Source organism: Burkholderia sp. lig30 (genome assembly GCF_000687455.2).
Classification (GTDB): domain Bacteria; phylum Pseudomonadota; class Gammaproteobacteria; order Burkholderiales; family Burkholderiaceae; genus Burkholderia.
This window is the reverse complement of sequence record NZ_JGVW01000058.1, coordinates 11,843-37,178: the sequence shown is the minus strand read 5'-3', so window position 1 is coordinate 37,178 and position 25,336 is coordinate 11,843. Positions and strand designations below refer to the sequence as shown.

Below are 25,336 nucleotides of genomic sequence, written 5' to 3'. Positions count from 1 at the left end.
CTTCCAGCGCGGCAGCCGCGCTTGATTTCATCTTTTTCATTTCGTAGTCCATTATGATATATAGATGATCCGGAATAGGCTGGCATGACAGTCGAAATGAATGCCAGAGTCATAAAGTTCAAACTTCGGCAGCGCTTTCAGCCAGTGCGTCTGTATCGCGGTTGCCACCGAACGAAAAGCCCTCGTAATCGCGTGCGAGCACGTCGTCGCAAAATGCTATATATGCGTCAAAGCCTTCTAGGTCGAGCATCACGACCCGCGGCTTGCCGGGAATATTGGCACCGACGTACCAGGAATTGGTGCGGTGGAGTAGCGAATTGTCCGCAATCGACAGGATGCGAGCCGTCCAGCCACGCTGCGCGTCATCGGTCGGCTCGATCGTCGCCGCATTGCCCCGAAGCGTGCGCTCCACGAGCTTCATGACGAGATCGACCTGATGCTCGTCGCACGGAATCGCGCTACTCAACGACGCGGTACTGCCGGGGCCCGCGATATTGAAGAGGTTCGGGAAGCCGGCACTCATCAGGCCGAGATAAGTCTGCGGGCCGTCCTTCCAGGCTTGTCGCAGCGATAGATCGCGCCGGCCGCGGATGTCGACGTTGAGCAGCGCGCCCGTAACCGCGTCGAATCCTGTCGCGAACACGAGCACATCGAACTCGTGCTCGACATCGCTCGTGACGATGCCGCGCCTCGTGACAGACACTATCGGCGTCTCGCGCAGATCGACAAGCGAGACGTTGTCGCGGTTGAAGGTCTCGAAGTAGCCACTGTCGGCGCACAGGCGCTTGGTCAGGATCGGATGGTCGCGCGGCACGAGCTTGTCCGCGAGCGCCGGATCGCCGATCTTCGCGCGCAGCCTGGCGCGCACAAACTCGGACAGTTCGGCATTGGCCGTCTCGTTCGTCAGCAGATCATTGTACGAGGTATAGAGACAAAGACCGCCGGCATCCCAACGCGCCTCGAATTCACGCTGCCGCTCTTCGGCCGTGACCGACATCGCCGACACGCGCAGCGGCTGACGCGGTTCGCCGTCGACGCAAACGAAGCCGCCCGGCGACTGCCATTCCATGCGACGCAGTTCCGCGTAGTTGGCCTTCATGCGCTGCTCGTACGCAGCATCCATCGGCCGATTGCGCAGCGGAATACTATAGTTCGGGGTGCGCTGGAACACTGTCAGGTGCTCGGCCGAGCGCGCCACCACCGGCACAAGTTGGATCGCCGATGAGCCCGTTCCGATCACCGCGACGCGCTTGCCCGCGAATTCGACCGTCTCGTGCGGCCAACGCGACGTGAAGTAGGTCTCGCCAACGAAACTGCCATAGCCAGCGATGTCGGGATCCTTCGGTGCCGAGAGGCAGCCTGTCGCCATCACGCAAAATCGCGCGCCGAACGTTTCACCAGCCTGCGTCTCGATTGTCCATTCGTCGCGGCGTTCATTGAACACGACCGAATCGATCCGCGTATCGAGTTGGATGTCCTCATAGAGTCCGAAGCGGCTCGCCACGTGCTCGAAATACCGCAACAGATCGGGCTGCGACGCATAACGCTCATTCCACTGCCATTCCTGCTCGAGCTCGCGTGAGAACGAGTACGAGTATTCGAAGCTCTCGATGTCCACGCGCGCGCCTGGATAACGATTCCAGTACCAAGTTCCTCCGATCCCGCCCGCCACATCGAAGAGGCGAACGCGCAAACCGCTCTGCCTTGCACGGTGCAGCATATAAAGGCCGGCAACGCCCGCGCCCACGATGATCATATCGAAGGCCTGCTTCTGTGCTTTTTTGGTCAACATGGTAATCCTCTGCTATCGATGAGTTGCTTGATTGGACACAGCTGATCCGGTGCCCAGAAGCCCTTCGTGGTCGGCATCAGTCGTAGATTCTTGTCCCGATACGGACGGTGCCAGACGACCACTTTCTGCCGTACACCACCATCATTAGGAAGCTCAGGATGAAGCTAATACCTCCAACCATAAGGAGCCCCAACTCTCCGAGAACCGGAAGCAGATTGGTCAGGAAACCCGTCACCACCCAGGCGATCGCCATCACGGAACCCGCGACACCGAGCGCCCAGCCTTGCCGCTCGACAGCGACCGCGTCGGAGTACGCGGTATACATCGCCGTGTATGCCACCATGTCGAAGCAGCCGACGATCATGCCAAGCCCCCAGAGCATGTCTTCCTGAGGCAGAAGCGCCGAGAGGACCTGGCCAATGCCGGCGATCAGGAGACCCGTCTTCGCGATGTTGACGACGTTCCAAACCTTCAGCATCAGACGGACGATCACCATCAGGCCGAACATGAAGCAGATGCCGATCAAGCCGCTGAACAGACCCAGCTGCGAGCTCGTATAGCCGAAGCGCGTCTGAAGCACAAGCATGATCGTCTGCAAATAGAGGCCGTATCCGACCTGCATCAGGAAGAACACGATCGACAGGAATGCGACGCGATGATGGCGGCCGGCTTCGTAGATGATTCGAAGCGGCAACAGGATGTCGACGCGCATCTTGCCCTTCGGCTGATTCGCGTCGCGGTAGTACCAGAACGTCCAGAGTCCGCAGAACACCGACAGCGTGGCGACGAGCAGAAACGGTGTGCCATAGTTGAAGATCGGCAAGATCGTGCGGTCGGACGTGATGCCGCCGAGCACCGGGCCAACGATGACGCCAGCGCTAAACGCCATCGACATGATGCTCATGTTATACGCTTTGGTTTCCGGCGTGCTGACGTCGGCAATGGCCGCCTGCGCAATACCCTGGCAGCCTGCCATAAGGCCGCTCAGGCCGCGCCCGACCAGTAACAGCGCGATGCTCGGCAGCAGCGCGCCGAGAGCCATCAGCAGATAGCTGAACGCAAGACCGAAGATGCAAAGCAACATGATCTTGCGGCGGCCATAGCCGTCCGACAGCTCGCCCATCAGCGATGAACCGAAGAACATGAAGAACGGATACACGCCGTAGCCGAGCCCGAGATAGAAATTTCGGAGCTGCGGACTTGTGCCTGCGGCGATGATGCCCGAATGCGGATCGGAGAAGATCGCCGCCATGATCGGATACACGAGGCCGAAGCCCATGGCGTCGATCGCGATCGCGAGTAGACATGGGCCAAGCAGCTTGAGATTCAGTTGCGACATGGAGTCGTCTCGATCGAAGTGAAGATGCCACTCACAGTAATCGAGGAGGAAAACGCGGAGTAGAGCTGTGTTTTCAATTTCAACTATCAGAGAAGCTGATTAATCCATCCCTCGACACACCGGAATTCACGCGGGACGACGGTTTCGTCGCGAAGGACGACCTGCGTGAAATTTGTCGTAAGTACCCGCGAAAAATTGGTTTGGAAAGCGGAGCCGTAGCCACGTAGCGGTTCCGTGAGTTCAGCATCGCTGGCTTCCTTGGTCCAATTGACGAAGCGGTGCCATCGGCACTTCAATCGCCGCCAGAGGATCTCGATTGCGAGGCGGCCCCGTGGTGACTAGCTACGCTGCACTGGCGGCGATCAGCAGAAGCCCGTCTCGTCGAGATACATTTGTGTGACAGCGGTGATACGGCATCCACCGTGATATTGCGGGACAGGACAAGCTGCGGCGATACCGTGAATCGTGCACAGTGGGCAGGCCCGCGTCCGCGTGAGTTGTGATGTGGCGACACCGGTCTCAAACGACACCGCATTCGCACTCGGCAAGCGCACGCTCACGGTATCGCGAAGTCTCGCGAGCCGTCGCGTATCGAAGGGAGTGGAAAGGCGGCGCGAGCCGGTGCCGGCCATGCGCGACTTACAAATCGAGCGACTGCGCGACCGTCCTGATCCGGACCGTGTCCGGCAGATGTTCCTTGAGCATGCTGACGACGATCTGGGTTTTCGTCGGAACGGGCCGCATGACGGGCAGCAGCGCATGCAAGTCGAAGCCTGGCACTGTGTAGTTGGGCAGCAGCTTGACGAGCCTGCCCGATTTCAGCGCGTCGGCGCAGACGATTTCCTGAAGCACGCCGATGCCCCGGCCGTCGAGCAGCAACTGATAGACGGGGCCCCAATGGCTGACCGTCGTGACGATATTGATTGGCGCGGCGCGTGCCGCCTTTGGTGAATTGACGAGCCGAAGTTGCCTGTCGGAGAACAGCCCGGCGACACGGATGAACGGATGCCGGATGAGATCGGTCGGATCCTCGGGGCAGCCATGTGCAGCAATGTATTCCGGCGACGCAACGAGCACGCGGCGGATATGTCCGAGCGGGTGCGCAACAAAGTTGCCGTCACCGATCTGACCAAGACGCAGCGAGATGTCGACGCCCTCCGTGACCGGATCGGTCAGTTCGTCATTGAGGATCATATCGACATAGAGTTGCGGGTTCTGCTCGCGGATGATGCCGACGATCTTCGGCAGTACCGCATCGCCGAGACCGTGCGGCGCCGCGATGCGAATGCGCCCGCGCACGACCTTGGTGCCGAGCGTGACCGCGGCGCGTGCCTCGTCCGCGGCATCGAGTACGACCTTGCTCTTCTGATAGAACAGCGATCCCTCATCCGTGCATGACACAGCGCGCGTGCTCCGCAGCAGCAGACGTACGCCGAGATGTTGCTCGAGCCGTTCGATTCGGTCGCTGACCGCAGGCTGCCCTAGACCCAAATCCTTCGCGGCTCGCGAAAGATTTCCCCGCTCGACGACCCTCACGAAAATACGCATTGCAGCTAACAAATCCATGAATTCCTCAATCTTGTGGGGTCTGGACTAATTGTGTGGCATAGGCATATCTAGTCGCCCCTGAACGATTCGCTACTTTTGCAGCGGCGTCATGCCGCCGGATCATCGTGCGCATCCCTCGCGTTCTGCGACAGAATCCGTTTCGCGCAGCCGGTCAGTTCTTCCAACGCCGCCCGGCTTTGCTGCGCCACGCTATCGAGTTGCCGTTCGACGTCCCGTATCACGCGGCCCATGCGCGAACACAAGGTCCACTGCGTCTTCCTCAGCGTACGCGTAGCGGCCGATCTGGACCGCCAGACGCGGTGTCTCGCGGTCATAGTTCTGCCGCAGCGTCAAACCGTGCCGGGCGGCCGCCTTCACCAGATGTTCCAGGGAGCGCCCCAACAGGCGCAAATCGGCGTCATGAGCACCAGCCCTCTCCATGACAATCACGCGCTTCAGGCTCGTGCTCTTGATGACCTTCGCCAGTTTGGCCGCTTTGATCGTCTCCGCCAGCAGTGCTTCAACTGCCAGTCGATCATATCGGTCAACCGCACCAGCGGATGCGTCAAGTTGATCTGCTCGCCCAGCGATTGCCGAAGAAAATCCCCCTCTGGCATCCGCATCCTCGGACCCATCCAAACCGTGTCAGAATTTTCAGGAATCACGCGTCAATATGCCTGCCGCTTACAAATCACACAACTCCATTCCAGCCCCCGAGGTTTGCCACACAATCCCTTGCGGAGTGTTCCGGGCCGACTATCCACGCGTATCGCACCTGCCTACCCGTCTTTTCACTCGTGATTACCCGAATACAGCACCCGGGAAATCGAATGGGATCGATCATGAAAAATTGTGTGCGCGCCCGGGAAAGTGAATTTCTGAAAGCAAACCCATTCGAAACAATTCAGCAAAACGGCTTAGCTTACGCATCGTTTACGCAACAATCACCAGGGGGACGGCCAGCGGCACGCTCCCCAGCCATCCAGATGTATGCCGTCAACGGCTGTCACGGCACATTCAATTGTGTGAATAGCAATCAACGCACCGTAAATCCGGCGTCCATGACGTTCACAATCCGTATGAATTTTCGTTTCGCGACTGCATGACACAAGATAAAATTTGTCAACAAACGACAACGGAATTTTATTCGCAGAAAATTTCGACCCTAAGTTTGACGGCGTCTCATCCTAGTCGAAGGATGAAAGGACAGCTTCAAATCTGAAGTGCAACGCCTCGTCATCTGGTAGTGTTCCATGAATGGCAAAATCAACATAAGTGGATCTAGTAAACACGTTTGAATTTTTCCAGCTTTGGCGGAACGCAACTGCGGATTTCTGTATGAAGTGTGTCGTCATGCTTAACGACGACGAGGAGCTGACGTTCAACAACTGTCGATCAATCACTGACATCGGGATTTTCCCGCGCGTGCGGCAGGCCTGCTGATGCCTGCGAGTAAAGTCCAACCGGCAGAGGTGGCCGAGAAGTTCGGCATGAGCGATCAATCGATCTACAACTGGGCGCGGGCCTGGCGTGAGCAGGGCGTAATCGGATTGCTGATCGGCCATAAGGGCGGCAGGCCCCGCGCATTGCCGGATACCTCCTGGCGGTAGCGGCCGTTCAATTTGCTCAGGCCGAACCTTTGACGCTGGCGCAAATTGCACAACGGATCGAGGCCATCTTCAACGAACCGCTCCCGTGCCGGCTCGAGACGTTGAGCGCCGCGCTTAAGCGCCGAAGGCTTCTCGTTCAAGCGCAACCGCTACACGCTCCCAAAAAGTGCCACGAAGAGCCAACGCGACAACGTTGGCTGATCGATCACAAGGCCCTTCTGTTCGATCTCCCCCTCACCCCCTCGCCTGTCTGCTGGCCTGCCAGGCCCAATCCGCCGGAAACCCGTCATTTTCCAAACACAATAATTACTCATTCATTACAATCACATCATTCACACTGACAGCCCGCCTGAGCGCGGCCCGGAACATCCCATCGCATGCGCGTGAAGAAGAAGATCCATCCCGCCGACCCGTACGCGGCCGCGACGAAGCATCCGATGCTGGCCCCCAGCCTGCCGGTCTGGCGCTCGAAGTGCGTCGTCATCCTCGTGTTTCTCGCGTTCGCCACGCTGATTGCACGCGCGTTCTGGGTGCAGGTCGCCAATCAGCCGTTCTACGCCGGTCAGGGCCAGAAGCGCTATCAGCGCACGATCGAGCTCGACGCGATGCGCGGGAGCATCGTCGACCGCAATGGCGCGATGCTTGCCGTCAGCCTGTCCACGTACGAAATCTGGGCAAACCCGAAGGTCGTCGCCGAGACCGACTATCCGCCGCTCGCGAAGCTGCTTGACATGCCGATCGACGAACTGAAGCGGCGCCTGAGAAACGACCGCACGTTCGTGCTGCTGAAGCGCCAGATCGATGCCGACACCGCGAGTCACCTCGACAAGCTGGCGATCGATGGCGTCACGCAGATCGCCGACTCGAAGCGCTACTACCCGGAAGGCGAATCGGCCGCGCACATCGTCGGCTTCACGAACATCGAGGATCAAGGCCAGGAAGGCGTCGAGCTGGCCACCAACACGAGGCTGTCGGGCACCGCCGGGCAACGCGAGGTGATCCGCGACCGGCTCGGCCGCATCGTGTCGGACACGCGCCCGCTCGTGCCGGCGCGGCACGGCGCGACGATCGAGCTGACGATCGACCGCCGCATCCAGCAGCTCGCGTTCAGCCAGCTGAAGGCGGCGGTGATCGCGAACAACGCGCAGGCGGGCAGCGTCGTCGTGCTCGACGCGCAGAACGGCGAAATCCTCGCACTAGCGAACTATCCGACCTTCGACCCGAACGACCGGGCCCGCCTCACCGGCCAGCAATTGCGCAACCGCGCGGTCATCGACACGTTCGAGCCCGGCTCCACGATCAAGCCGCTCGTCGTCGCGCTGTCGCTCGATGCGGGCAAAGTGCGCCCGCAGACGCTGATCAACACGTCGCCCGGCACCTACAGGATCGGGCCGGCGGTGATCCACGACACCTCCAACCACGGCACGCTGACGATCGCGCAGGCGCTGCAGAAGTCAAGCAACGTCGCGCTCGCGAAGCTCGCGCTGAACCTGCCCGCCGAGACGATCTGGAACAAGTATCAGGAATACGGAATCGGCCGCGCGCCGGACCTGACGTTCCCCGGCGTCGCGTCGGGCCGCCTGCGGCCGTACAAGCGCTGGCGCCCGATCGAACAGGCGACGATGGCCTACGGCTACGGCCTGTCGATGTCGCTGCTGCAGATCGCTCAGATGTATACCGCGTATGCCGGCGACGGCACGCTGCATCCGGTGTCGTTGCTGAAAAACGGCACCGACCGGCAGACGGTCGACGCGCATCGCGGCCATCGCGTGGCGTCGCCCGCGACCGCGGCGGCAATCCGTTCGATGCTGGAGATGGCAGTCAGCGAAGGCGGCACCGGCCGCGCGGCGCGCGTCGACGGCTACCGGATCGGCGGCAAGACCGGCACCGCCCGCAAGCAGGTCGGCAAGTCGTATGCGAAGGGCAAGTACCGCGCCCTCTTTGCCGGCATGGCGCCGATGAGCGATCCGCGCCTGATCGTCGCGGTGATGATCGACGAGCCGGCCGGCAAGGGGTATTACGGCGGCACGGTGGCCGGGCCGGTGTTCTCGTCGGTGGCGGGCGGCGCGCTGCAACTGCTCGGGGTACCGCCGGACACGCCCGTCGAATCTGCCCGGCCCGCCCCGCCGAAGCCGGCGGCGTAGGGCCGCTTCACGCCGATAACGGGCTCAAGGCCCGCGCATCAGTGGGCGGCGGCCGCCTTCGGCGCGGCCACGCCCATCCGCGAAAGCACGTGGTCGGTCATTCCGCGCGCCAGCTCGGCCTCGCCCATGAACACGGTGCCCACGCCCTCGTTCGCGAGCAGCGCGGCTTCGTCGCCACTGTTGGTGCACAGCGCGACTTCGAGCGCCGGATTGAGCGTGCGCGAGATCTCGACGATCTGCCGCACGTCGAACACATCCGGCAGCGTGACGACCAGCATCCCCGCGCGCGCGATGTGCGCCTGCACGAGCACGATCGGCTCGATCGCGTCGCCCGACACCGCCGCGATGCCGTCTTCGCGCAGCTTCTCGACGGTTTCCCGGTTCTGCTCGACCACGACATACGCGATCCGCCGCTCGTCGAGCGCCTGCGCGATCCGCGCGCCGACCCGCCCGTAGCCGACGATCACGACCTGGCCGGCCAGGTGTGCCTGCGGCGTGGACATCGGCAGCGCGGCGAGCGGATCGTCGCGGGCCTCGAGCCGCCGCGCGAACGCGGAATGCTGGCGGATCCACGCGATGGCCGGCTCGATCGCCGCGAACATGAAGGTGTTCAACGCGATCGAGATCAGCGCGACAGCCAGGATCAGGCTCTGCCCTTCGGCCGACAGCAGGCCGAGCGAGCGGCCGAGCCCGGCGAGAATGAACGAGAACTCGCCGATCTGCGCGAGCCCCGCGCCGACCGTGAGCGCGGTGTTGAGCGGATAGCGGAACGCCAGCACCAGCGCGACCGCCGCGAGCGTCTTGCCGACGAGCACGATCGCCGCGACCTCGATCACGCGCAGCGGCTCGTTGACGAGCACGCCGGGATCGAACAGCATGCCCACCGAGATGAAGAACAGCACGGAGAACGCGTCGCGCAGCGGCAGCGTCTCGTCGGCCGCGCGGCGGCTGAACTCGGATTCGCGCATCATCATCCCGGCGAAGAACGCGCCGAGCGCGAACGACACGTCGAACAGCTTCGCCGCGCCGAACGCGACGCCGACCGCCGCCGCGATCATGCACAGCGTGAACAGCTCGCGCGAGCCGGTGCGCGCGACGAGCCACAGCACGCGCGGAAACACCCGCTTGCCGACCACCAGCATCAACGCGATGAACGCCGCGACTTTCAGGAACGTGGTGCCGAGCGTGCTCCAGATGCCCGCCCCGCCCGCGTGGGCGTCGCCGGGCGGCGTGCCGCCGAGCAGCCCGGCCACCGGCGGCAGCAGCACCAGCACGAGCACCATCACGAGATCCTCGACCACGAGCCAGCCGACCGCGATCCGCCCGTTGACCGTCTCGACGAGCCCCCGCCCTTCGAGCGCGCGCAGCAGCACGACGGTGCTCGCGACCGACAGCGCCAGGCCGAACACGAGCGCCGCGCCGGCGCTCCAGCCCCACAGCATCGCGAGCCCGCCGCCGAGCAGCGTCGCGACGGTGATCTGCACGATCGCGCCGGGCAGCGCGATCTTGCGGACCGCGAGCAGATCGCCGAGTGAGAAATGCAGGCCGACGCCAAACATCAGCAGCATCACGCCGATCTCCGCGAGCTGCTGCGCGAGCGCGAGATCGCCGACGAAGCCCGGCGTGCCGGGCCCGATCACGATCCCGGCGAGCAGATAGCCAACGAGCGGCGGCATTTTCAGCAGCGATGCGAGATAACCGAAGATCATCGCGAGACCGAAACCGGCCGCGAGCAGCGCGATCAGGCTGACGTCATGAGGCATCCCCACTCCTTTGTCGATGTAATAATTTAGTAAGGTTGAAAGGATAAGGGATGACGCGGACAAATGGCGCGGTGCCGCGAAAAATTCACGCGGTCGCAACGGCCGCGCCTTGCAGCGCGTCTTGACATCCCTCGCCGCGCCAGTACGCTTGGATATCCTGGATATTCGCCATCGACGCATCAACACGGCGCGCGCGATCCGTGCGCGCACCGTCAACGCCGCGCGCCGGCCGCCCGGGTCCGCATGCTGGAGAAATGCCCCATGAACGAAGCCCTCGAACGCCGCGCGCTCCTGCTGCATCTGGGTGGCGTAATGCAGACGCTGAGTTGCGTGCTCGAAAGCGAGCGTGACGACGAGACCATCGGCGCGCTGATCACGACTCAGCAAATGCTGGCCGACGCGCCGCTGCTCCAGCACGTGGTCGAGCACATGACGGTGCGCGAATTCACCAGCGCCGTGCTGCACGCGTTCTGCCTGTGGCCGCAACAACTGCTCGACGCGCCGCTCGACCGCGACGCGATCGCGGCGCCGGTCTGCGCGAAGCTGTTCGCGGGCAACCCGCGCGGCTGGACGCGCTACACCGCGTCGCTCGCCGCCGACGTCCCGTGGTTCGGCGCCGGGATCAGGCCGGTTGACTCGCCCGGCGCACGCACCAGGCCGCTCGTGAAAACCGCCTGACGCCACGCCGCGTTCGCCGGCGGTCGGTCGCCCGACCACGACGGGCGCGACGCGCGGCGGCCACACACCGCATGCGCGCATGCCCCCTCAACACCGGCATGCGCGCACGGCACGACCGCCGGCGGCGCGAGGGCTCGCGCCGCCGGCGAAACCAGAACCATTGCCCGTGGAGGTGTCCCATGCTGATCGGCGTACCGAAGGAGATCAAGAACTACGAATACCGCGTCGGCCTGACGCCCGCCAGCACGCACGAACTGACCCGGCGCGGTCATCAGGTGCTGGTGCAACGCCATGCCGGCACGGCCATCGGGCTGTACGACGACGCGTACGAGGCCGCCGGCGCGATGCTGTGCGACGACGCCGCCGACCTGTTCGCGCGCGCCGACATGATCGTCAAGGTCAAGGAGCCGCAGCCCGCCGAATGCGCGATGCTGCGCCCCGGCCAGATCCTCTACACGTATCTGCACCTCGCGCCCGATCCCGAGCAGGCGGCGGCGCTCGTCAAATCCGGCGCGGTGTGCGTCGCCTACGAGACCGTCACGGGCCCCGGCGGCGGCCTGCCGCTGCTGGCGCCGATGAGCGAGGTCGCCGGGCGCATGTCGGTCCAGGTCGCGGCCGCGCAGCTCGAAAGCCCCCGCGGCGGCATGGGGCTGCTGATGGCGGGCGTGCCGGGCGTCGCGCCCGCGCACGTCGTCGTGCTCGGCGCCGGTGTGGTTGGCACGCATGCGCTGCAGATCGCGGTCGGCATGGGCGCGCGCGTGACGGTGCTCGACCGGAACGTCGACCGGCTGCGCCAGCTCGACCTGATCTTCGGCAACCGGATCGAGACGCTCTGCTCCAACACGCATACCGTCATCGACGCGGTGCTCGACGCGGATGTCGTCGTCGGCGCCGTGCTGATCCCCGGCGCCGCCGCGCCGCGGCTCGTGACGCGCGACATGATCGGGAAGATGCGCAAGGGCGCGGTCGTCGTCGACGTCGCGATCGACCAGGGCGGCTGCTTCGAGACCTCGCATGCGACCACGCATGCGAAACCGACCTATGTCGTCGACGGCGTCGTCCACTATTGCGTCGCGAACATGCCCGGCGCCGTCGCGCGCACCTCGACGTTCGCGCTCAACAACGCGACGATCGGCCATGCCGTCGCGCTCGCCGACAAAGGCTGGAAACGCGCGATGGCCGACGATCCGAACCTGCGCGCGGGCCTGAACGTCTGCGACGGCCACATCACGCACGCGGCGGTCGCCCGGGCGCTCGGCAAGCCGTATCTGTCCGCCGACGAAATGCTCGACTGAGCGATGCGCGGCCCGCCGGCGCGGGCCGCCGCGCTCACCCGCTCGCCTGGCAGGCTTCCATTCGCTGCGTGAGCGCGGCCAGCGCCGGGGACACCTCGACGGCCACCGGCTCCGCCGCCGTCAGCGCGCGGCTGCGCGCGGGCAGCGTGTCGAGCTGGCGCGCCGCGTACGCGCGGCTCGCGTCGAGCGACGGCTGCTCGAGCCGCACGCCGTCGACCATCGCCAGCGCGAGCAGCGCAACGCCGTCGTGGCGCTCGTCGTCGAGCGCGAGGCAGTCGGCCTCGATCCGGCCATCGGCCGCATAGCGCCGGAACACCTGCTTGCGGCCCGGCCACGTCGCCTTGCCCTCCGAGCGCTTGCGCCTCGGCTCGCCGGCATACGCGACCAGCTTGTACGCGCAATCGAGGTACGGCGCGTCCGACGACGTGTTCATTCGCGTGCCGACGCCGAAACCGTCGATCGGCGCATGCCGTTCGACCAGATCACGCAACGCGTATTCGTCCAGATTGCCGCTCGCGAAAATCGTCACGCCGCCGAGGCCGCCGCGATCCAGGATGTCGCGCACGCGCCGCGCGTGCGCCGCGAGGTCGCCGCTGTCGAGCCGCACGCCCTTGATCGAGAATCCTTCCGGCGCGAGCCGCCGCGCGACCTCCACCACCCTGGACGCGGCGCGTTCGGTGTCGTAGGTGTCGATCAGCAACACCGCGTTGTCCGGCTGCGACCGTACGAAGTGCTCGAACGCCAGCGCTTCGTCGCCGTGCGCCTGCACATACGAATGCGCCATCGTGCCGAACGTCGGGATGCCGTAGCGCAGTCCGGCAAGCAGCGTCGCGGTGCCGGAGAAGCCCGCCAGATAGCTCGCGCGCGCGGACAGCAACCCGGCTTCCGCCCCGTGGGCGCGTCGCAGCCCGAAATCGACCAGCGGCCGCCCTGGCGCGGCCAGCACCGCGCGCGCCGCCTTGCTCGCGGCGAGCGTCGCGTAGTGCAGCAGGTTCATCACGCGGCTCTCGACCAGTTGCGCTTCGCGCATCGGCGCCGTGACGCGCAGGATCGGCTCGTCGGCGAAGAACACCGTGCCTTCCGGCATCGCGTGGACCGATCCGGTGAACCGCAGGTCGGCGAGCGCCGCGAGGAATTCCTCGCGAAAGCGCCCTGTTCGAGCCAGTTGCGCGATGTCGCGAGTGGTAAACCGCACGCTTTCCAGGTAGTCGAGCACCGGCGCCAGGCCCGCCGCGAGCAGGAAGTTGCGCGACTCGGGCAGCTTGCGCACGAAGAACTCGAAGCTCGCGACGTCGTTCATCGCGGCATCGAAATACGCCTGCAGCATCGTCAGTTCGTAGAGGTCGGTGAGCAGCACGCCGTTGCCGCCCCCCTCGGACGAACCCTTGGCCATCACGCCTCCTTCGCCCTGCGTATTGCCCGCTCGCTCAGGGTCGTGCACGGGCGCCGGCGCCGGCGCATGCCGGCGGCCAGCATGCCGCTCCGGCCGCTCGACGTCCGGCACGACACGGCCAGCATAGGATCGGCGGCAGCGGCGGCGTTGCGCCAGATCAATTCTCGCGCAACGCCGCCGCCGGGCCGGATCGGCGGTAACGCGGAACAACCGCATCTGGAACGCCCCCACCCGCTCGCCTACACTTCGACTGAGATCCGGGGAACACGCATCGCGGCCCGCCCACCGATGGCCGGGCTCGCACCCGTCGCGCGAGCCGGACGCCGCGTCGGGGAGCCAAACGAGAGGGCCAGAACAATCGACATGCGACGAGGCGGCGGACATGATCAAGGTATGGCTGGCGGATCGCCACGCGGTGACGCGCGACGGGCTGCGTCAGATCCTCGAATCGACCGGTGAATTCACGATCGCGGGCGAGGCCTGCGACGGCCCGTCCGCGCTCGAGCTGGCCCGCCGCTGCGCCGCCGATGCCGCGATCGTCGATCTTGCGACACTCGGCGGCTGCGGCACCGAGTTCGTCAGACAGATCCATGCGGCGGCGCCCGCGCTGCGCGTGCTCGTGCTGTCGTCGCTGGCCACCCGCCACGACGCCGCGCTGCTCTTCAAGGCCGGCGCCGCCGGATACGTGACCAAGGAAAGCTCGAGCCGCGAGTTGATGGACGCGTTGCGCAAAATCGTCGCGGGCGGCGTCTACGTCAGCGTCGACGTGGCCGAGCGCCTCGCGCGCCATCTCGACCTGCCCGCCGACGCACCGCCGCACGAGCGCCTGTCCGAACGCGAAACCGAAGTGCTGCGCCGGTTCGCGTCGGGCGAGAGCATCTCGGAGATCGCGCACGCACTGCGCATCAGCGCGAAAACCGTCAGCACGTACAAGGCGCGCGCGCTCGACAAGCTCGAACTCCCGAACGAAGCCGCGCTGATCCGCTACGCGATCGCCCACCGGATCGCCGATCCTGAGTAAGCCATCTCTTTCGTCCTGCCGGTTATGAGCGAACCATGCGCGTCGCGCGCAGCACGAGGTTCGATCGGAACGCGAACGATCGCCCGCCGTCGCGGCAGTGCTTGCCGCTGCGGACGGCAGACAAGGAGCCGCCCGGCGACACTGTCGCCCCTTCGTCGACGCCATTTCGTCGCCGCTGCACTTCATGAGAAAATGACACCGACCCTAAACACCGTGGCCGGCATCAACCGGCCGGGCAGCGGCCGCAATCCGGGATGAACGCGGCGCCGGCTGTCGCGGTTGCAAAGGATTCCGATTGGATGGGCTTGTTTTCCGAACAGCGCTAACGTAGCCGCACGGGACGTCCTCGCAAGGTGCCCGTTCGCGCCGCTCGCGTTTTGCGCAGGAGCGTTGGACGTGAAATCTGTCAAGTTGCAGCGGGATCAATACTGGCATGCGGGAATCGTCGCGATTGCGATATGGCTGCCGCTGCTGGTCATGGCGCCGCTGGTCTTCCTTCAGGCCAAGGAGCGCGCCGATGGCGAGGCGACGGTCACGGCGGTGGCGATTCAGCGCCAGATCGATACGATGCTCGGCGTCGTCTTCGCCAATACGGGCAAGGCCGCGGCCATGGCGGGCAGGCCATGTCGCCAGGTGCTCGCCGAGCTCACGCGGCTGACCCTGCTGAGCCCCTACTTCCGCTCGCTGGCGCTGATCCGCGACGGCAACAAGGAGTATTGCTCGTCGGCCCTCGGCATGATCGACGACCTGCCGCTCGCGCAAGGCTTCCCGCCCTTGTCCGAACTGCCGCCCGGGCGCGGGATCACGCCCACTGCGACGACGCTGCTGGTACGCGACCGGCCGGCGGTCCTCGTCTCGGAACACACCGCGAACCATACCGGCGTCATCGCGGTAATCGACGGGCAGTATCTGCTCGACATTCAGGCCGCGGCTTCCTACAACCGCCAGTTCGAGGTGCAGATCCTGCAGACGGATTCGCAGCGTCAGTTGCCCGGCGGCGCGCCCGTGCAAACGCCGGCCGGCCCGGCCTTCCGGCATAGCGACGCCAGCGTGCGCTCGTCGCAGTTTCCCGTCGAGGTTCGCGTCGCCGTTGAGCCCGCGCTGGTCGCCACCTATCGCCGCGATCTCTGGATTCACTACGCGCCGTTCCTGGCGCTGGCCGCGCTGCTGTCGGGCTACGTCGCGCACCGTTTCTGCAAGCGGCGGCTCTCCCTGGTGACCGAAATCCGGCGCGGCATGCGGCAGAACGAGTTTCACATGGTCTACCAGCCCGTCATTCGCCTGGCGACGGGCGAGTGCAGCGGCGTGGAGGCGCTGGTGCGCTGGCACCGCCCGGGCCAGGACTCCATTCGCCCCGACATCTTCATCCCGCTGGCGGAAGACAGCGGGCTCATCGCCGAACTGACCCGGCACATCTTCGATCTGGTCGTCGCCGACATGCCCCAGTTGCGGCTCGGCCCGCAAGACCATCTCGGCATCAACGTCAGCGGCTCGCATCTCGCTACGCCGGCCTTCGTCGGCGACGTGGAACGGCTGATGCGCGCACTCGGCCCACAGGCGCCGCTGCTGGTGCTGGAAATGACCGAGCGCGAGGCGGTGCCGGACGACGAGCAGGCGCAGCGCAACATCCGCCAGTTGCGCGGCGAAGGCGTGCTCTGGGCGCTGGATGACTTCGGGACCGGACAAAGCGCGCTGTCCTATCTGGAGCAACTGCACGCCGATTTCATCAAGATCGACCGCTCGTTCGTCAAGGGCGCGGATACCGAATCGGTCAATGCCGTCGTGCTGGAAACGATCATCACGCTGGCTCAGCGGCTGAAACTCGACCTGATCGCGGAAGGCATCGAAACCCCGGCGCAACTCGCCTACCTCCGGCAGCATGGCGTGCAGTGGGGCCAGGGCTATCTGTTCGCGGCCCCGTTGCGCGCGGCCGAACTGGCGGCGTGGCGGAACAGCCGCACCGCCCGCCCGGACACGCTCGGCGCCTGCGCGACGCCGGCCTGACGTCGCCGGTCGGCTCCGGTTCGGACGATATCGGCCGGAGCCGGCGCATCGCGGCATCGCCGTGTCGAGGTACCGCGACGGCACGGGGCGTGCTTCGCACCGTCATGCAGGCGCCGTCACCGGTTCGCGCCGGCCGCCAGTGCGCTCAACCCGGCCGTGTATCCCTTTTCCTGAAGCGCGGCGATGGTGGACGCCGAGAAATCGTAGTCGGACACGAACGACATCGGCCCGCTGCGCTGCAGCGCGATCCGCTCGATGTGGATCGGCGCGCGATTGCCCATTAGCCGGATATACAGCGGCTGCTGCCGAATCCCGCTGGCCGCCGGCTCGGCGACGTGCGTCATGATCCCGCCGACGAGCTCGCTGAAGTCGTTCGCATATTCCTCGAAACGCAGGTCGCTGCGCACGCGATCCATGTAGCTGATTTCCTCGCGCCTGAGCATCACCTCGACCAGGTTGCCCGGCATCGGCTTGCTGCCCGCGAACAGATCGACGACGAAGATGCGGCCGCCGATCCGGCCGCAGCGCTCGATGACGAGATCGAGCGGTGAATTGCTGACGATGCCGCCGTCCCAGTACGCGTGTCCGTCGATCGTCGTCCACGGCAGCCCGGGCGGCAAGCTGCCGCTCGCGAGCAAATGTGCGGGCGTGAGCCGGTCGACATAGCTGTCGAAGATCCGCGGCTCGCCCGTCTTCACGTCGACCGCGCTCAGCAGCAGGCGGGTCGGGCTCGACCCGAGCGAATCGAAATCGACGTATTTCTCGATCAGCTTGACGATCGGCCGCGTGTCGTAAAGGCTCGTCCATTTGCCGTACAGCCAGTCGATTCCGCCGAGGGGGTTCCACCAGCGCGGCTGCATGAAATTCGGCACGCCGAACCAGAACACGTACGCCGACAGCAGCACCTGCTGAAGCTGCGTGTCGCCCATCGACGGCAGCGGAATCGCCAGCTCGCGCCAGAACGCCTCGAGCGCGCGCGCCGCGTGCTGCGGATGGCTCGCGATGATCGCGCCGTTGAATGCGCCGATCGACACCGCCGAGATCACGTCCGGGCGCACGCCGTTCTCCTCGAGCGCGCGCGCGACGCCGCACTCGAATGCCCCCAGCGCGCCGCCGCCCTGCAGGATCAGCATCGTCTGCACCGGCAGGCGGTCGAGCGGGAAACGCACGTCGTGCAGCCGCCCCCGCTCCGCCCTCATGTCGATCCGCAACGCGATCGCCTCGGCCAGCGACGCGACGCTCGCCGGCGACTGGTCGATCACGAACGCCGCGCGCAGCACGTCGTCCTTCAGGTACAGCATCGCGTACGCGCCGTCGTTGATCGTGCCGCGCTCGATGGTTTCCGTCGTCCCGAACTGGTTGCCGAGGAAGTTGTACGTGATGCCGAACACGTTGCCGAAGAAAATCGACACGTCGCGATAAGGCAGCCGCCGGCCGGCCATGTTGCGCGCGGCGACCTTGCCTTGCCGCATCGCGTTGTCCCAGTGCTCGATGCGCCGCCGCTCGCGGAAGATCGGATCGTAGAAATGCGCGACGTCGCCCGCCGCGTAGATGTGCGGATCGACCGTGCGCAGGAATGTGTCGACCTCGATGCCGTCGGCGATCGGCAGGCCGCTGTCCGCGAGAAACCCGCAGTTCGGCGTGACGCCGACGGCGACGATCGCCAGGTCGCACGGCAGCGTCTCGTCGCGGCTCGTCAGCACCGCCTCGACCCGGCCGTCGCCGACCAGCGCGCGCACCTCGCAGTCGGTGCGCACCGTGATCCCGCGCTCGGTGCAGCATCGCTCGAAGAAGCGCGACAGCGGCTCGGCCTGCAGCATCGGCAGCACATGCGACTCACGCTCGATCAGCGTCACCTGCAGGCCGCGCGCCTGCAGCGTCGCGGCCAGTTCCACGCCGACGAACCCCGCGCCGAGAATCGCGACGTGCTGCGCGTGCGCCGTCGCGTCCTGCAATGCGCGCATGTCCGCGAGCGTGTGGAGGCAGTGCACGCCTGCAAGATCGATGCCGGGCAGCACCGGCAGGCGCGGCGACGCGCCGGTCGCAATCAGGAGCTTGCCGTAGTGGAATTCGCCGTGCGCGTCGGTGTGGACAAGACGCGCGTGACGGTCGATGCGCGTCGCGCGCGCGCCGAGCACCAGTTCGATCCGATGCCTGTCGTAGAACGCGGCGTCGTGCAGCGCAAGCCCGGCGCCGCCATCGGCGCCGGCGGCCGGCATCTTGGTGAGCGGCGGGCGCCGGTAAGGCAGCGCCGCTTCGCCGCACAGAATCGCGATGCTGGCCGCGTTGTCTTCGCGGCGCAAGGTCTGCGCCGCGGTCACGCTCGCCACACCGCCGCCAACCAGCAAATAATCGACCTCGCGCATCCCGCCCCCAGTGATTCAACGGTACGCGCCGCCCCGCGAGCCGGGATGCGCCTGCGGCATCAAAGCGACGCGCGCGGCACGGTCGCGAATCGCCGTTCGTGAAGTTTCTGGCATCCCGTGCAGCGCTCGGCCGTCGGCCGCGCCAGCAGGCGCGCGTAGTCGACCGGCCCTTCGCAGTCCACACAAGCGCCGTATTGGCCGTCGCGCATCCGCTGCAACGCACGCTCGACCGCCCGCAACTCGGCCAGTTTCATGCCGATCAGCGCGTGGTCGACATCGACGAACAAGTCGGCATTCGCCTCGTCGCCTTCGTCAGGGGACGCGCCCGCCAGGTCCGCATACGTGTCTTCGGCGCGCTGATGCTGGCTTGCACGGATGTCGGCGCGCAACGCCTGCCCGCTTTCGCTCAATCGTTGATGAAGCGTCTGAAGCTGCTGTTCGTCGAGCATCATCGTCGCTGCTCCTTTGCGCCATCGCGCCAAGGCTCCACCCTATGCCTTACCCGCCCGTGCATTTTGACCTGAGTCAAGTTGCGACAGGCCGCCCGGGACGAGCCAAAAGCGCCGCACCGGTGCGGCGACGGCCGCCGGTGTCGATCCTGCCGATATCCGCCGGCCTTCGCGCGTGTCCTTCGCGCAATCGTCCGGTGCGAAGTCCATTGAGATTAGTCAAGGGTCGCGCCGGACGGGGGCAATTCGTCGGTGTCGCTCGGGCAAACCCGTTCGTTCGCCAGTAGTTGACCGACACGCCCGCAAAAAATGAGACCGGTCGCACACTAGACGACCGGTCTAATCGTTGATAGAGTTCGAGCCATGAAGAATGTTTCCGCCAGCCCGGACGTCCGTCGGCACATCCTCGAAACCGCCCGGATCATCATTGGCGGCAAGGGCTTCAGCGCAGTCGGCCTGAGTGAAATCCGCCAGGCCTCCGGCGTGCCGAAGGACGCGTTCTACCGCCGCTTTGGCTCCAGGGAGGCCTTTGGCGAAGCGGCACTGGTGACGACTCGATGCCTGCCGGGCCTGCAGGATTGCCCGTCTCGCTGACCCATCGACGCACTACCGTGCGTTTTTTTACGGCCAGCAACTAGACGACTGGTCTACTAATGAGGGATTGCCATGTTGAATTTCGATTTTTACAACCCCACCCGAATCGTCTTCGGCAAGGAAACAATCGGCCGCCTCGCTGATCTCGTTCCCGCAACCGCACGTGTGCTGATCCTGTACGGCGGAGAAAGCGCCCGCAAGAACGGCACGCTCGAGGTCAGTCACCGCGTGCTCGAAGCCAGCCTTTGATTTGCCAACCCAAGGAGCGGCCATGACGCAACATCGTAATCGCCAGATCGTATTGAACGCGCGCCCGGTCGGCGCCCCGAAGCCCGGCGATTTTCGCCTGCAGGACCAACCGATTCCCGAACTGGAAGACGGGCAGCTTCTACTGAAAACGCTCTACCTTTCCGTCGACCCCTACATGCGCGGCCGGATGAACGACGGCCCGTCCTACGCGCCGGCAGTCGGCCTGGGTGACGTCATGGTGGGAGGAACGGTCGGCCGCGTAGAAGCGACGCGGAATCCGTCATTCAAGGTCGGGCAACTTGTATCAGGGTTCGGCGGCTGGCAAGAGTATGCCGTTTCCGACGGCAGCGACCTTGCCGTGATCGACAACCTCACCAGCACGCCATCGCTTGCATTGAGCGTGCTCGGCATGCCCGGGTTCACCGCCTGGCACGGTCTGCTCGAAATCGGCCGACCGCAACCGGGCGAAACCGTCGTCGTTGCGTCCGCAACCGGTGCCGTCGGCTCTGTTGTCGGCCAGTTGGCAAAACTCAAGGGGGCCCGTGTGGTCGGTATCGCCGGAGGCCCGGACAAGTGTGACTATGCCGCGAATGTCCTCGGCTTCGATGCGTGCATCGATCACCGCTCACCCTCCTTCGCGACGGACCTCGCGGCCGCTACGCCCCATGGCATCGACGTCTACTTCGAAAACGTCGGTGGCGCAGTCTTCGAAGCCGTGTTGCCGCGGCTGAACGTCGGCGCGCGCGTGCCCGTCTGCGGCCTGATCGCTCACTACAACGACACGGACCTGCCCGCCGGCCCCAATCGCGTCCCCCAATTGATGGCGAACATCCTCACGAAGCGGATACACGTGCAGGGCTTCATCATCTCCGATCATTTCGCCACGGAATTCGAGCGTTTCCTGAACGAGATGAGCGCGTGGGTCGCAGACGGAAAGGTAAAGCTGCGCGAAGAATTCGTCGACGGACTCGAGCGTGCGCCGCAGGCCCTGATCGACCTGCTGGCCGGCAAGCACTTCGGCAAGGTCGTCGTACGGGTCGGCGCGCCGTAACGTCCACACGGCGATACCGGTTCGTCTCGCCTGATTCCAGGCATCTCATCCATTCATTCCAAAGAAGACCCCATCCATGAAAATCCTTGTCGTACTTACTTCGCACGACCAGCTGGGCACCACCGGCGAAACAACGGGCTTCTGGCTCGAAGAGCTGGCCGCACCGTACTACGCGTTTGTCGACGCAGGCGCCGAGCTGACGCTCGCCTCACCCAAGGGCGGACAGCCGCCGCTCGATCCGAAGAGCAACGAGGCCGCATTCCAGACCGAGGCGACGCGGCGTTTCGAAGCCGATGCCGACGCGAAACGGGCGCTGGCCAATACGCGCAGGATCGCCGACGTCGCCATCGATGACTTCGACGCGGTGTTCTATCCCGGTGGCCACGGCCCGCTGTGGGATCTGGCCGAGGAACCGCTTTCCATTGCATTGATCGAGAACGCCGTCAAGGCCGGCAAGCCGATCGGCGCCGTCTGCCACGCTCCCGCCGTGCTGCGCCATGCCAGGGGGGCCGATGGCAAGCCGCTTGTGAGCGGCAAAGCGGTGACGGGGTTCAGCAATACCGAGGAAGCGGCCGTTGGCCTGACCAACGTCGTGCCGTTCCTTGTGGAGGACATGCTGAAAGCCAACGGTGGCCGCTACTCGAAGACGGAGGACTGGCAGTCCCACGTGGAGACGGACGGTCTTCTCGTCACCGGCCAGAACCCCGCTTCGTCCGAGGCTGCAGCGAAAGCACTGCTCGCCTTGCTGGCGTGAGGAGCCGTCTATGTCCGCCTATGTGGTTTTTACCCGGGAACGCACCATCGATCCTGCACAAATGGACCAATACCGGCAGAAGGCGCCGGCGGCCCGCGGAGGACGCGATATTACGCCATTGGCCTTTTACGGCCGCCTCGAGGTGCTCGAAGGCGCGCCGATCGAGGGCGCTGTCGTGCTGCAGTTCCCGAGCATGGAAGCCGCTCGCGAGTGGTACCGGAGCCCGGCCTATCAGGCAGCACTCCCGCATCGGCTCAGAGGCGCGGATTACCGCGTATTTCTGATCGAGGGTGTCGACGGCAATGGCCCGGATGAGGCGAACGCGACTGCCTCTGCCCACCCGACCTCGTCGTAATAGACGGCCACTCGAGGCCATTCCGCAGTCACGCCATCAATGAAAAGGAGCCATCCATGGCATACGCCAGCATCAATCCGTATACCGGCGAACTGATCAAGACGTTTCCCGACGCAACCGACGCGCAAGTCAACGAAGCCATCGAAAAAGCGCATCACGCGTTCCTCGCCTGGAAGGAACTCTCATTCGCGCAGCGTGGGGCCATCCTGCAGCGCGCAGCAGACCTGCTGCGCCAGCGCGCGAAAGACTACGCCCGACTGCTGACACTCGAAATGGGCAAGATCACTGTCGAAGCCCTTGGCGAAGTCGAGATCTCGGCGCGCATCTTCGAATACTATGTCAAGCATGCCGAATCGTTGCTCGCACCCGAGCGGCTTCCGGTCGCAGACCCTTCCGAGGGCGAGGCCGTGCTCGTGCATGAGCCGCTGGGCATCATCCTCGCGATCGAGCCGTGGAATTTCCCCTACTACCAGATCGCCCGCATCCTGGCACCGCAACTGGCCGCCGGCAACACCATGCTGCTCAAACATGCGTCGAACGTGCCGCAGTGCGCGGCGGCGTTCGAGCAGTTGATGCGCGATGCGGGCCTCCCCGCCGGTGCGTTCCAGAACCTGTATGCGACGCGCCAGCAGGTCGAAACCATCCTGAACGATCCCCGCGTGCACGGCGTCGCACTGACCGGCTCGGAAGGTGCCGGCTCCATCGTGGCTGCCCAGGCCGGCAAGGCGCTCAAGAAGTCGACGCTCGAGCTTGGCGGTGCAGACGCATTCGTCGTTCTGGCGGATGCCGACATGGAGAAGACCGTGAAGTGGGCCGTGTTCGGTCGGCACTGGAACGCCGGTCAGGTTTGCATATCATCCAAGCGCATGATCGTCGTGGATGCGGTCTACGATGAATTCCTGCGTCGTTATACCGAGGGCGTGGCGGCACTGAAGGCGGGCGACCCGTTCGATCCGGAAACCGCCCTTGCTCCGCTTTCCTCGCAAGGCGCCGCGGATGAAATCAGGCAGAAAATTCGTGCGGCGGTCGAGCATGGCGCGACCGCGACCGAAGTGGGACCCAGGGTGCCCAGCCACGGCGCGTTCGTCCAGCCCACGATCCTGACTGACCTGACGCCCGACAACCCGGCCTACTACTGGGAGTTCTTCGGCCCCGTGACGATGATGTTCCGTGCGAAGAACGAAGACGATGCGGTGCGCATTGCCAATGATTCGCCCTTCGGGCTCGGCGGTTCGGTGTTCACGGCCGACATCCAACGCGGTGCAGCGATCGCGAAACGGATTTCCACCGGCATGGTGTTCGTCAACCACCCGACCACGGCCAAGGCCGACCTGCCTTTCGGCGGCGTGCGGCGCTCCGGCTACGGCCGCGAGCTGATCGGCCTCGGCATCAAGGAATTCGTGAACCACAAGCTGATCGACGTCGTCGACATCGACGCGCCGTTCTGACGTCACGTCGCGCTGGTCGGACCTGTCCCCCGCCCTGTGGCGGGAGACGGGGTCGTTTTCATATCCGTCGCGCAAGACCTGAGGTGGAATTTAGAGGCCAATCCGGCAGTGGGTCTCGCGTCGATATCATCGGAATCCAGCCAGGCTTGGCCGGATGTCGATAACGATGTGCGCAATGGGGCCGGCGCTCGCTGTAGAACTGCCGCCAGCGTTCGATGAGCACTCTGGCCGCGGCGCCTGCATATCTGGCGTATCGAGCTTCTGCTTTTCCTCGGGGCGATACTGCCGGTTGTACAGATCACTACGCCCCGACACGACCACCGTGTCGGGGCCCCGCAAACCCTGGCGCATCAAGACACTGCAACCCGATATCGCCCGACGTTCCCCTGTTGTTTAAGGGCCGCCGTCGCTTGGGAGTTTCCAACCCCAAAGAAGCAATTCGAACTGCGCCAATCGTTCGGCTAACTCATCAAAGTCCTGAATGCTGGATTCCTGTTCCCATCGCCCCAAGCCACCTAAATTACGAGGCTGCGATATTCGGCCCGCCTTGGCATCCGCCAGCGCTTCAACCAATGGCGGATACTGCGCCAACCAGTCCACCTCCTTGCTTTTGCCTCGATTCGCCTGTATCTCGGCTTCGAGCAGCTCCGCGTACTGCTTCAGTTTGATCGCATCCATCAGCGCATTCCTTTGATTTCACCAATCTTGTTGGCGTTCGGGTCGCTCCACTGATTTCGGTTGGGTCAGCACTTGCTGAGCACCACCCGGCGCCGAGTAGCCTCTTGTTGCACCGGTGCAACCCAGCTTGTAAATGCCGCGGGCGTCGTTGCCGCCTGAGAACACGCTCTACGAGCAGATGAAATTGGTGGCCCCATCGATCAAGGCTTCGACCATGTGACTGGCCACTCATTGAAGTGAATTATCTCGATATTGCCAATCAATAGCGTATAGAGGGGCTCGTCCGGAAAGTCATTCATTCTTACTCGCCCTTCCAGCCGACCGACATTGGCCTCATACACGACACCCATAGCATTATGGTTGACTTTCTCTCCAGACAATCGCCATAGCTTTATACTGGCCAGCATCTTCCAAATTGTCATGCTTATTGAATTTCATGGTGTTCTCCCTGGCTGAACGACTCCAAGTGACTTGTTGACCGCAGTCCTGGTCAGCCAAGGCTTCTCGTGCTGCGGTTCGGAAGGCGTTTCTTACCCTCGTCAATCAGCGTCTTCATCCGCGCCGATTCGGCGCACGCTGCCGCAAGAACTCAAGCTCGCGGATATCCGATTGCCAAACGGGGGTTTTCCAAATAGTCGCGATTCGCATACGTAAACACGCACTCCGCGCTGCAGCGACCCTAAGCCCCAATCCGCGTGCCTTGGCGTCGCGGACGATAGTCTGCGTCCCGCCCTCGGCGCCTCGAAACTCTCCGCCCCCTGCCATCGTGAAATTTTGGCGCATAATTTATGCCCAGTCCATGCAG

General features: G+C 64.6%; 20 protein-coding genes and 3 pseudogenes. 13 read left to right on the top strand and 10 right to left on the bottom strand.

What is annotated here, in order from left to right:
* Positions 1-118: 118 nt before the first annotated feature.
* The 4 genes and pseudogenes from LIG30_RS07055 to LIG30_RS07040 all read right to left on the bottom strand — a co-directional run.
* Entirely contained in the window at positions 119-1,792 is a 1,674-nt protein-coding gene (locus LIG30_RS07055; protein WP_038710817.1) for a flavin-containing monooxygenase, read from the bottom strand.
* Between the two features lie 76 nt (positions 1,793-1,868).
* Positions 1,869-3,131, bottom strand: a complete 1,263-nt coding sequence (locus tag LIG30_RS07050) for an MFS transporter (RefSeq protein ID WP_038710816.1) — start codon at positions 3,129-3,131, stop codon at positions 1,869-1,871.
* 639 nt (positions 3,132-3,770) lie between these two features.
* A complete protein-coding gene (locus tag LIG30_RS07045; protein WP_038710814.1) occupies positions 3,771-4,697 on the bottom strand; it encodes a LysR family transcriptional regulator in 927 nt (308 codons plus the stop codon).
* Positions 4,698-4,810: 113 nt separating this feature from the next.
* Positions 4,811-5,314, bottom strand: a pseudogene (locus tag LIG30_RS07040) (IS5/IS1182 family transposase); the annotation flags it as partial.
* A 195-nt stretch (positions 5,315-5,509) separates the two neighbouring features.
* On the opposite strand from LIG30_RS07040, the gene LIG30_RS26080 reads away from it, so the two are divergent.
* From LIG30_RS26080 to LIG30_RS07030, 3 genes are all read left to right on the top strand, one after another.
* Positions 5,510-5,785 carry a hypothetical protein gene (locus tag LIG30_RS26080; RefSeq protein WP_152986024.1) on the top strand — a complete coding sequence of 92 codons (276 nt, stop codon included), beginning with the start codon at positions 5,510-5,512 and terminating at the stop codon, positions 5,783-5,785.
* A 336-nt stretch (positions 5,786-6,121) separates the two neighbouring features.
* Positions 6,122-6,289, top strand: a complete 168-nt coding sequence (locus LIG30_RS27180) for a helix-turn-helix domain-containing protein (protein ID WP_235510230.1) — start codon at positions 6,122-6,124, stop codon at positions 6,287-6,289.
* A 377-nt stretch (positions 6,290-6,666) separates the two neighbouring features.
* Positions 6,667-8,433, top strand: a complete 1,767-nt coding sequence (locus LIG30_RS07030; RefSeq protein ID WP_038710813.1) for a peptidoglycan D,D-transpeptidase FtsI family protein — start codon at positions 6,667-6,669, stop codon at positions 8,431-8,433.
* 38 nt (positions 8,434-8,471) lie between these two features.
* Here LIG30_RS07030 and LIG30_RS07025 read toward each other — a convergent pair whose 3' ends face one another.
* Positions 8,472-10,196 carry a cation:proton antiporter domain-containing protein gene (locus LIG30_RS07025; protein ID WP_038710812.1) on the bottom strand — a complete coding sequence of 575 codons (1,725 nt, stop codon included), beginning with the start codon at positions 10,194-10,196 and terminating at the stop codon, positions 8,472-8,474.
* Between the two features lie 261 nt (positions 10,197-10,457).
* On the opposite strand from LIG30_RS07025, the gene LIG30_RS07020 reads away from it, so the two are divergent.
* Both LIG30_RS07020 and ald read left to right on the top strand, forming a co-directional pair.
* Positions 10,458-10,874: a hypothetical protein gene (locus LIG30_RS07020; protein ID WP_038710810.1), complete on the top strand. Its 417-nt coding sequence runs from the start codon at positions 10,458-10,460 to the stop codon at positions 10,872-10,874.
* Positions 10,875-11,053: 179 nt separating this feature from the next.
* Complete coding sequence (gene ald / locus LIG30_RS07015) at positions 11,054-12,169, top strand: alanine dehydrogenase (protein ID WP_038710809.1); 1,116 nt, start codon at positions 11,054-11,056, stop codon at positions 12,167-12,169.
* A gap of 34 nt (positions 12,170-12,203) precedes the next feature.
* Here the strand turns inward: ald and LIG30_RS07010 are convergent, their stop codons facing one another.
* Positions 12,204-13,562: a nicotinate phosphoribosyltransferase gene (locus tag LIG30_RS07010; protein WP_051994900.1), complete on the bottom strand. Its 1,359-nt coding sequence runs from the start codon at positions 13,560-13,562 to the stop codon at positions 12,204-12,206.
* A gap of 382 nt (positions 13,563-13,944) precedes the next feature.
* On the opposite strand from LIG30_RS07010, the gene LIG30_RS07005 reads away from it, so the two are divergent.
* Positions 13,945-14,583 (top strand): LuxR C-terminal-related transcriptional regulator, encoded by a 639-nt coding sequence (locus LIG30_RS07005; RefSeq protein WP_038710807.1) that lies wholly within the window; start codon positions 13,945-13,947, stop codon positions 14,581-14,583.
* Positions 14,584-14,979: 396 nt separating this feature from the next.
* Positions 14,980-16,587 carry an EAL domain-containing protein gene (locus LIG30_RS07000; RefSeq protein WP_051994902.1) on the top strand — a complete coding sequence of 536 codons (1,608 nt, stop codon included), beginning with the start codon at positions 14,980-14,982 and terminating at the stop codon, positions 16,585-16,587.
* Between the two features lie 116 nt (positions 16,588-16,703).
* On the opposite strand, the gene LIG30_RS06995 is transcribed toward LIG30_RS07000, so the two are convergent.
* Both LIG30_RS06995 and LIG30_RS06990 read right to left on the bottom strand, forming a co-directional pair.
* Positions 16,704-18,953, bottom strand: a complete 2,250-nt coding sequence (locus LIG30_RS06995) for an FAD-dependent oxidoreductase (protein ID WP_038710804.1) — start codon at positions 18,951-18,953, stop codon at positions 16,704-16,706.
* 59 nt (positions 18,954-19,012) lie between these two features.
* Positions 19,013-19,405, bottom strand: coding sequence for a TraR/DksA family transcriptional regulator (locus tag LIG30_RS06990; protein ID WP_038710802.1), 393 nt, complete (start codon positions 19,403-19,405; stop codon positions 19,013-19,015).
* A gap of 360 nt (positions 19,406-19,765) precedes the next feature.
* Between LIG30_RS06990 and LIG30_RS06985 the strand changes: the two genes are divergently transcribed.
* The 6 genes and pseudogenes from LIG30_RS06985 (at position 19,766) to LIG30_RS06965 (ending at position 23,853) form a co-directional block, all read left to right on the top strand.
* Positions 19,766-19,996: a TetR/AcrR family transcriptional regulator gene (locus LIG30_RS06985; RefSeq protein WP_038710820.1), complete on the top strand. Its 231-nt coding sequence runs from the start codon at positions 19,766-19,768 to the stop codon at positions 19,994-19,996.
* A pseudogene (locus LIG30_RS27175) lies at positions 19,980-20,236 on the top strand (hypothetical protein); the annotation flags it as partial. The gene LIG30_RS06985 and the pseudogene LIG30_RS27175, both read left to right, overlap by 17 nt.
* 31 nt (positions 20,237-20,267) lie before the next feature.
* Positions 20,268-21,296 carry an NADP-dependent oxidoreductase gene (locus LIG30_RS06980; RefSeq protein ID WP_038710801.1) on the top strand — a complete coding sequence of 343 codons (1,029 nt, stop codon included), beginning with the start codon at positions 20,268-20,270 and terminating at the stop codon, positions 21,294-21,296.
* Positions 21,297-21,372: 76 nt separating this feature from the next.
* Entirely contained in the window at positions 21,373-22,050 is a 678-nt protein-coding gene (locus LIG30_RS06975) for a type 1 glutamine amidotransferase domain-containing protein (RefSeq protein WP_038710799.1), read from the top strand.
* Between the two features lie 10 nt (positions 22,051-22,060).
* Positions 22,061-22,405, top strand: a complete 345-nt coding sequence (locus LIG30_RS06970) for a DUF1330 domain-containing protein (RefSeq protein ID WP_051994899.1) — start codon at positions 22,061-22,063, stop codon at positions 22,403-22,405.
* 56 nt (positions 22,406-22,461) lie between these two features.
* Complete coding sequence (locus LIG30_RS06965; protein ID WP_038710798.1) at positions 22,462-23,853, top strand: NAD-dependent succinate-semialdehyde dehydrogenase; 1,392 nt, start codon at positions 22,462-22,464, stop codon at positions 23,851-23,853.
* Between the two features lie 104 nt (positions 23,854-23,957).
* Here LIG30_RS06965 and LIG30_RS25115 read toward each other — a convergent pair.
* Together LIG30_RS25115 and LIG30_RS06960 are read right to left on the bottom strand one after the other, a co-directional pair.
* Positions 23,958-24,088 (bottom strand): annotated as a pseudogene (locus tag LIG30_RS25115) (IS3-like element ISBcen23 family transposase); the annotation flags it as partial.
* A 158-nt stretch (positions 24,089-24,246) separates the two neighbouring features.
* Positions 24,247-24,531, bottom strand: coding sequence for a hypothetical protein (locus LIG30_RS06960; RefSeq protein WP_038710797.1), 285 nt, complete (start codon positions 24,529-24,531; stop codon positions 24,247-24,249).
* Positions 24,532-25,336: the final 805 nt, after the last annotated feature.

Excerpts from the sequence above, each read along its gene's own strand:
- LIG30_RS07055 (WP_038710817.1), bottom strand. The coding sequence starts at position 1,792 with ATGTTGACCAAAAAAGCACAGAAGCAGGCCTTCGATATGATCATCGTG.
- LIG30_RS07050 (WP_038710816.1), bottom strand. The coding sequence starts at position 3,131 with ATGTCGCAACTGAATCTCAAGCTGCTTGGCCCATGTCTACTCGCGATC.
- LIG30_RS07045 (WP_038710814.1), bottom strand. The coding sequence starts at position 4,697 with ATGGATTTGTTAGCTGCAATGCGTATTTTCGTGAGGGTCGTCGAGCGG.
- LIG30_RS26080 (WP_152986024.1), top strand. The coding sequence starts at position 5,510 with ATGGGATCGATCATGAAAAATTGTGTGCGCGCCCGGGAAAGTGAATTT.
- LIG30_RS27180 (WP_235510230.1), top strand. The coding sequence starts at position 6,122 with ATGCCTGCGAGTAAAGTCCAACCGGCAGAGGTGGCCGAGAAGTTCGGC.
- LIG30_RS07030 (WP_038710813.1), top strand. The coding sequence starts at position 6,667 with ATGCGCGTGAAGAAGAAGATCCATCCCGCCGACCCGTACGCGGCCGCG.
- LIG30_RS07025 (WP_038710812.1), bottom strand. The coding sequence starts at position 10,196 with ATGCCTCATGACGTCAGCCTGATCGCGCTGCTCGCGGCCGGTTTCGGT.
- LIG30_RS07020 (WP_038710810.1), top strand. The coding sequence starts at position 10,458 with ATGAACGAAGCCCTCGAACGCCGCGCGCTCCTGCTGCATCTGGGTGGC.
- ald (WP_038710809.1), top strand. The coding sequence starts at position 11,054 with ATGCTGATCGGCGTACCGAAGGAGATCAAGAACTACGAATACCGCGTC.
- LIG30_RS07010 (WP_051994900.1), bottom strand. The coding sequence starts at position 13,562 with ATGGCCAAGGGTTCGTCCGAGGGGGGCGGCAACGGCGTGCTGCTCACC.
- LIG30_RS07005 (WP_038710807.1), top strand. The coding sequence starts at position 13,945 with ATGATCAAGGTATGGCTGGCGGATCGCCACGCGGTGACGCGCGACGGG.
- LIG30_RS06995 (WP_038710804.1), bottom strand. The coding sequence starts at position 18,953 with ATGCGCGAGGTCGATTATTTGCTGGTTGGCGGCGGTGTGGCGAGCGTG.
- LIG30_RS06990 (WP_038710802.1), bottom strand. The coding sequence starts at position 19,405 with ATGATGCTCGACGAACAGCAGCTTCAGACGCTTCATCAACGATTGAGC.
- LIG30_RS06985 (WP_038710820.1), top strand. The coding sequence starts at position 19,766 with ATGAAGAATGTTTCCGCCAGCCCGGACGTCCGTCGGCACATCCTCGAA.
- LIG30_RS06980 (WP_038710801.1), top strand. The coding sequence starts at position 20,268 with ATGACGCAACATCGTAATCGCCAGATCGTATTGAACGCGCGCCCGGTC.
- LIG30_RS06975 (WP_038710799.1), top strand. The coding sequence starts at position 21,373 with ATGAAAATCCTTGTCGTACTTACTTCGCACGACCAGCTGGGCACCACC.
- LIG30_RS06970 (WP_051994899.1), top strand. The coding sequence starts at position 22,061 with ATGTCCGCCTATGTGGTTTTTACCCGGGAACGCACCATCGATCCTGCA.
- LIG30_RS06965 (WP_038710798.1), top strand. The coding sequence starts at position 22,462 with ATGGCATACGCCAGCATCAATCCGTATACCGGCGAACTGATCAAGACG.
- LIG30_RS06960 (WP_038710797.1), bottom strand. The coding sequence starts at position 24,531 with ATGGATGCGATCAAACTGAAGCAGTACGCGGAGCTGCTCGAAGCCGAG.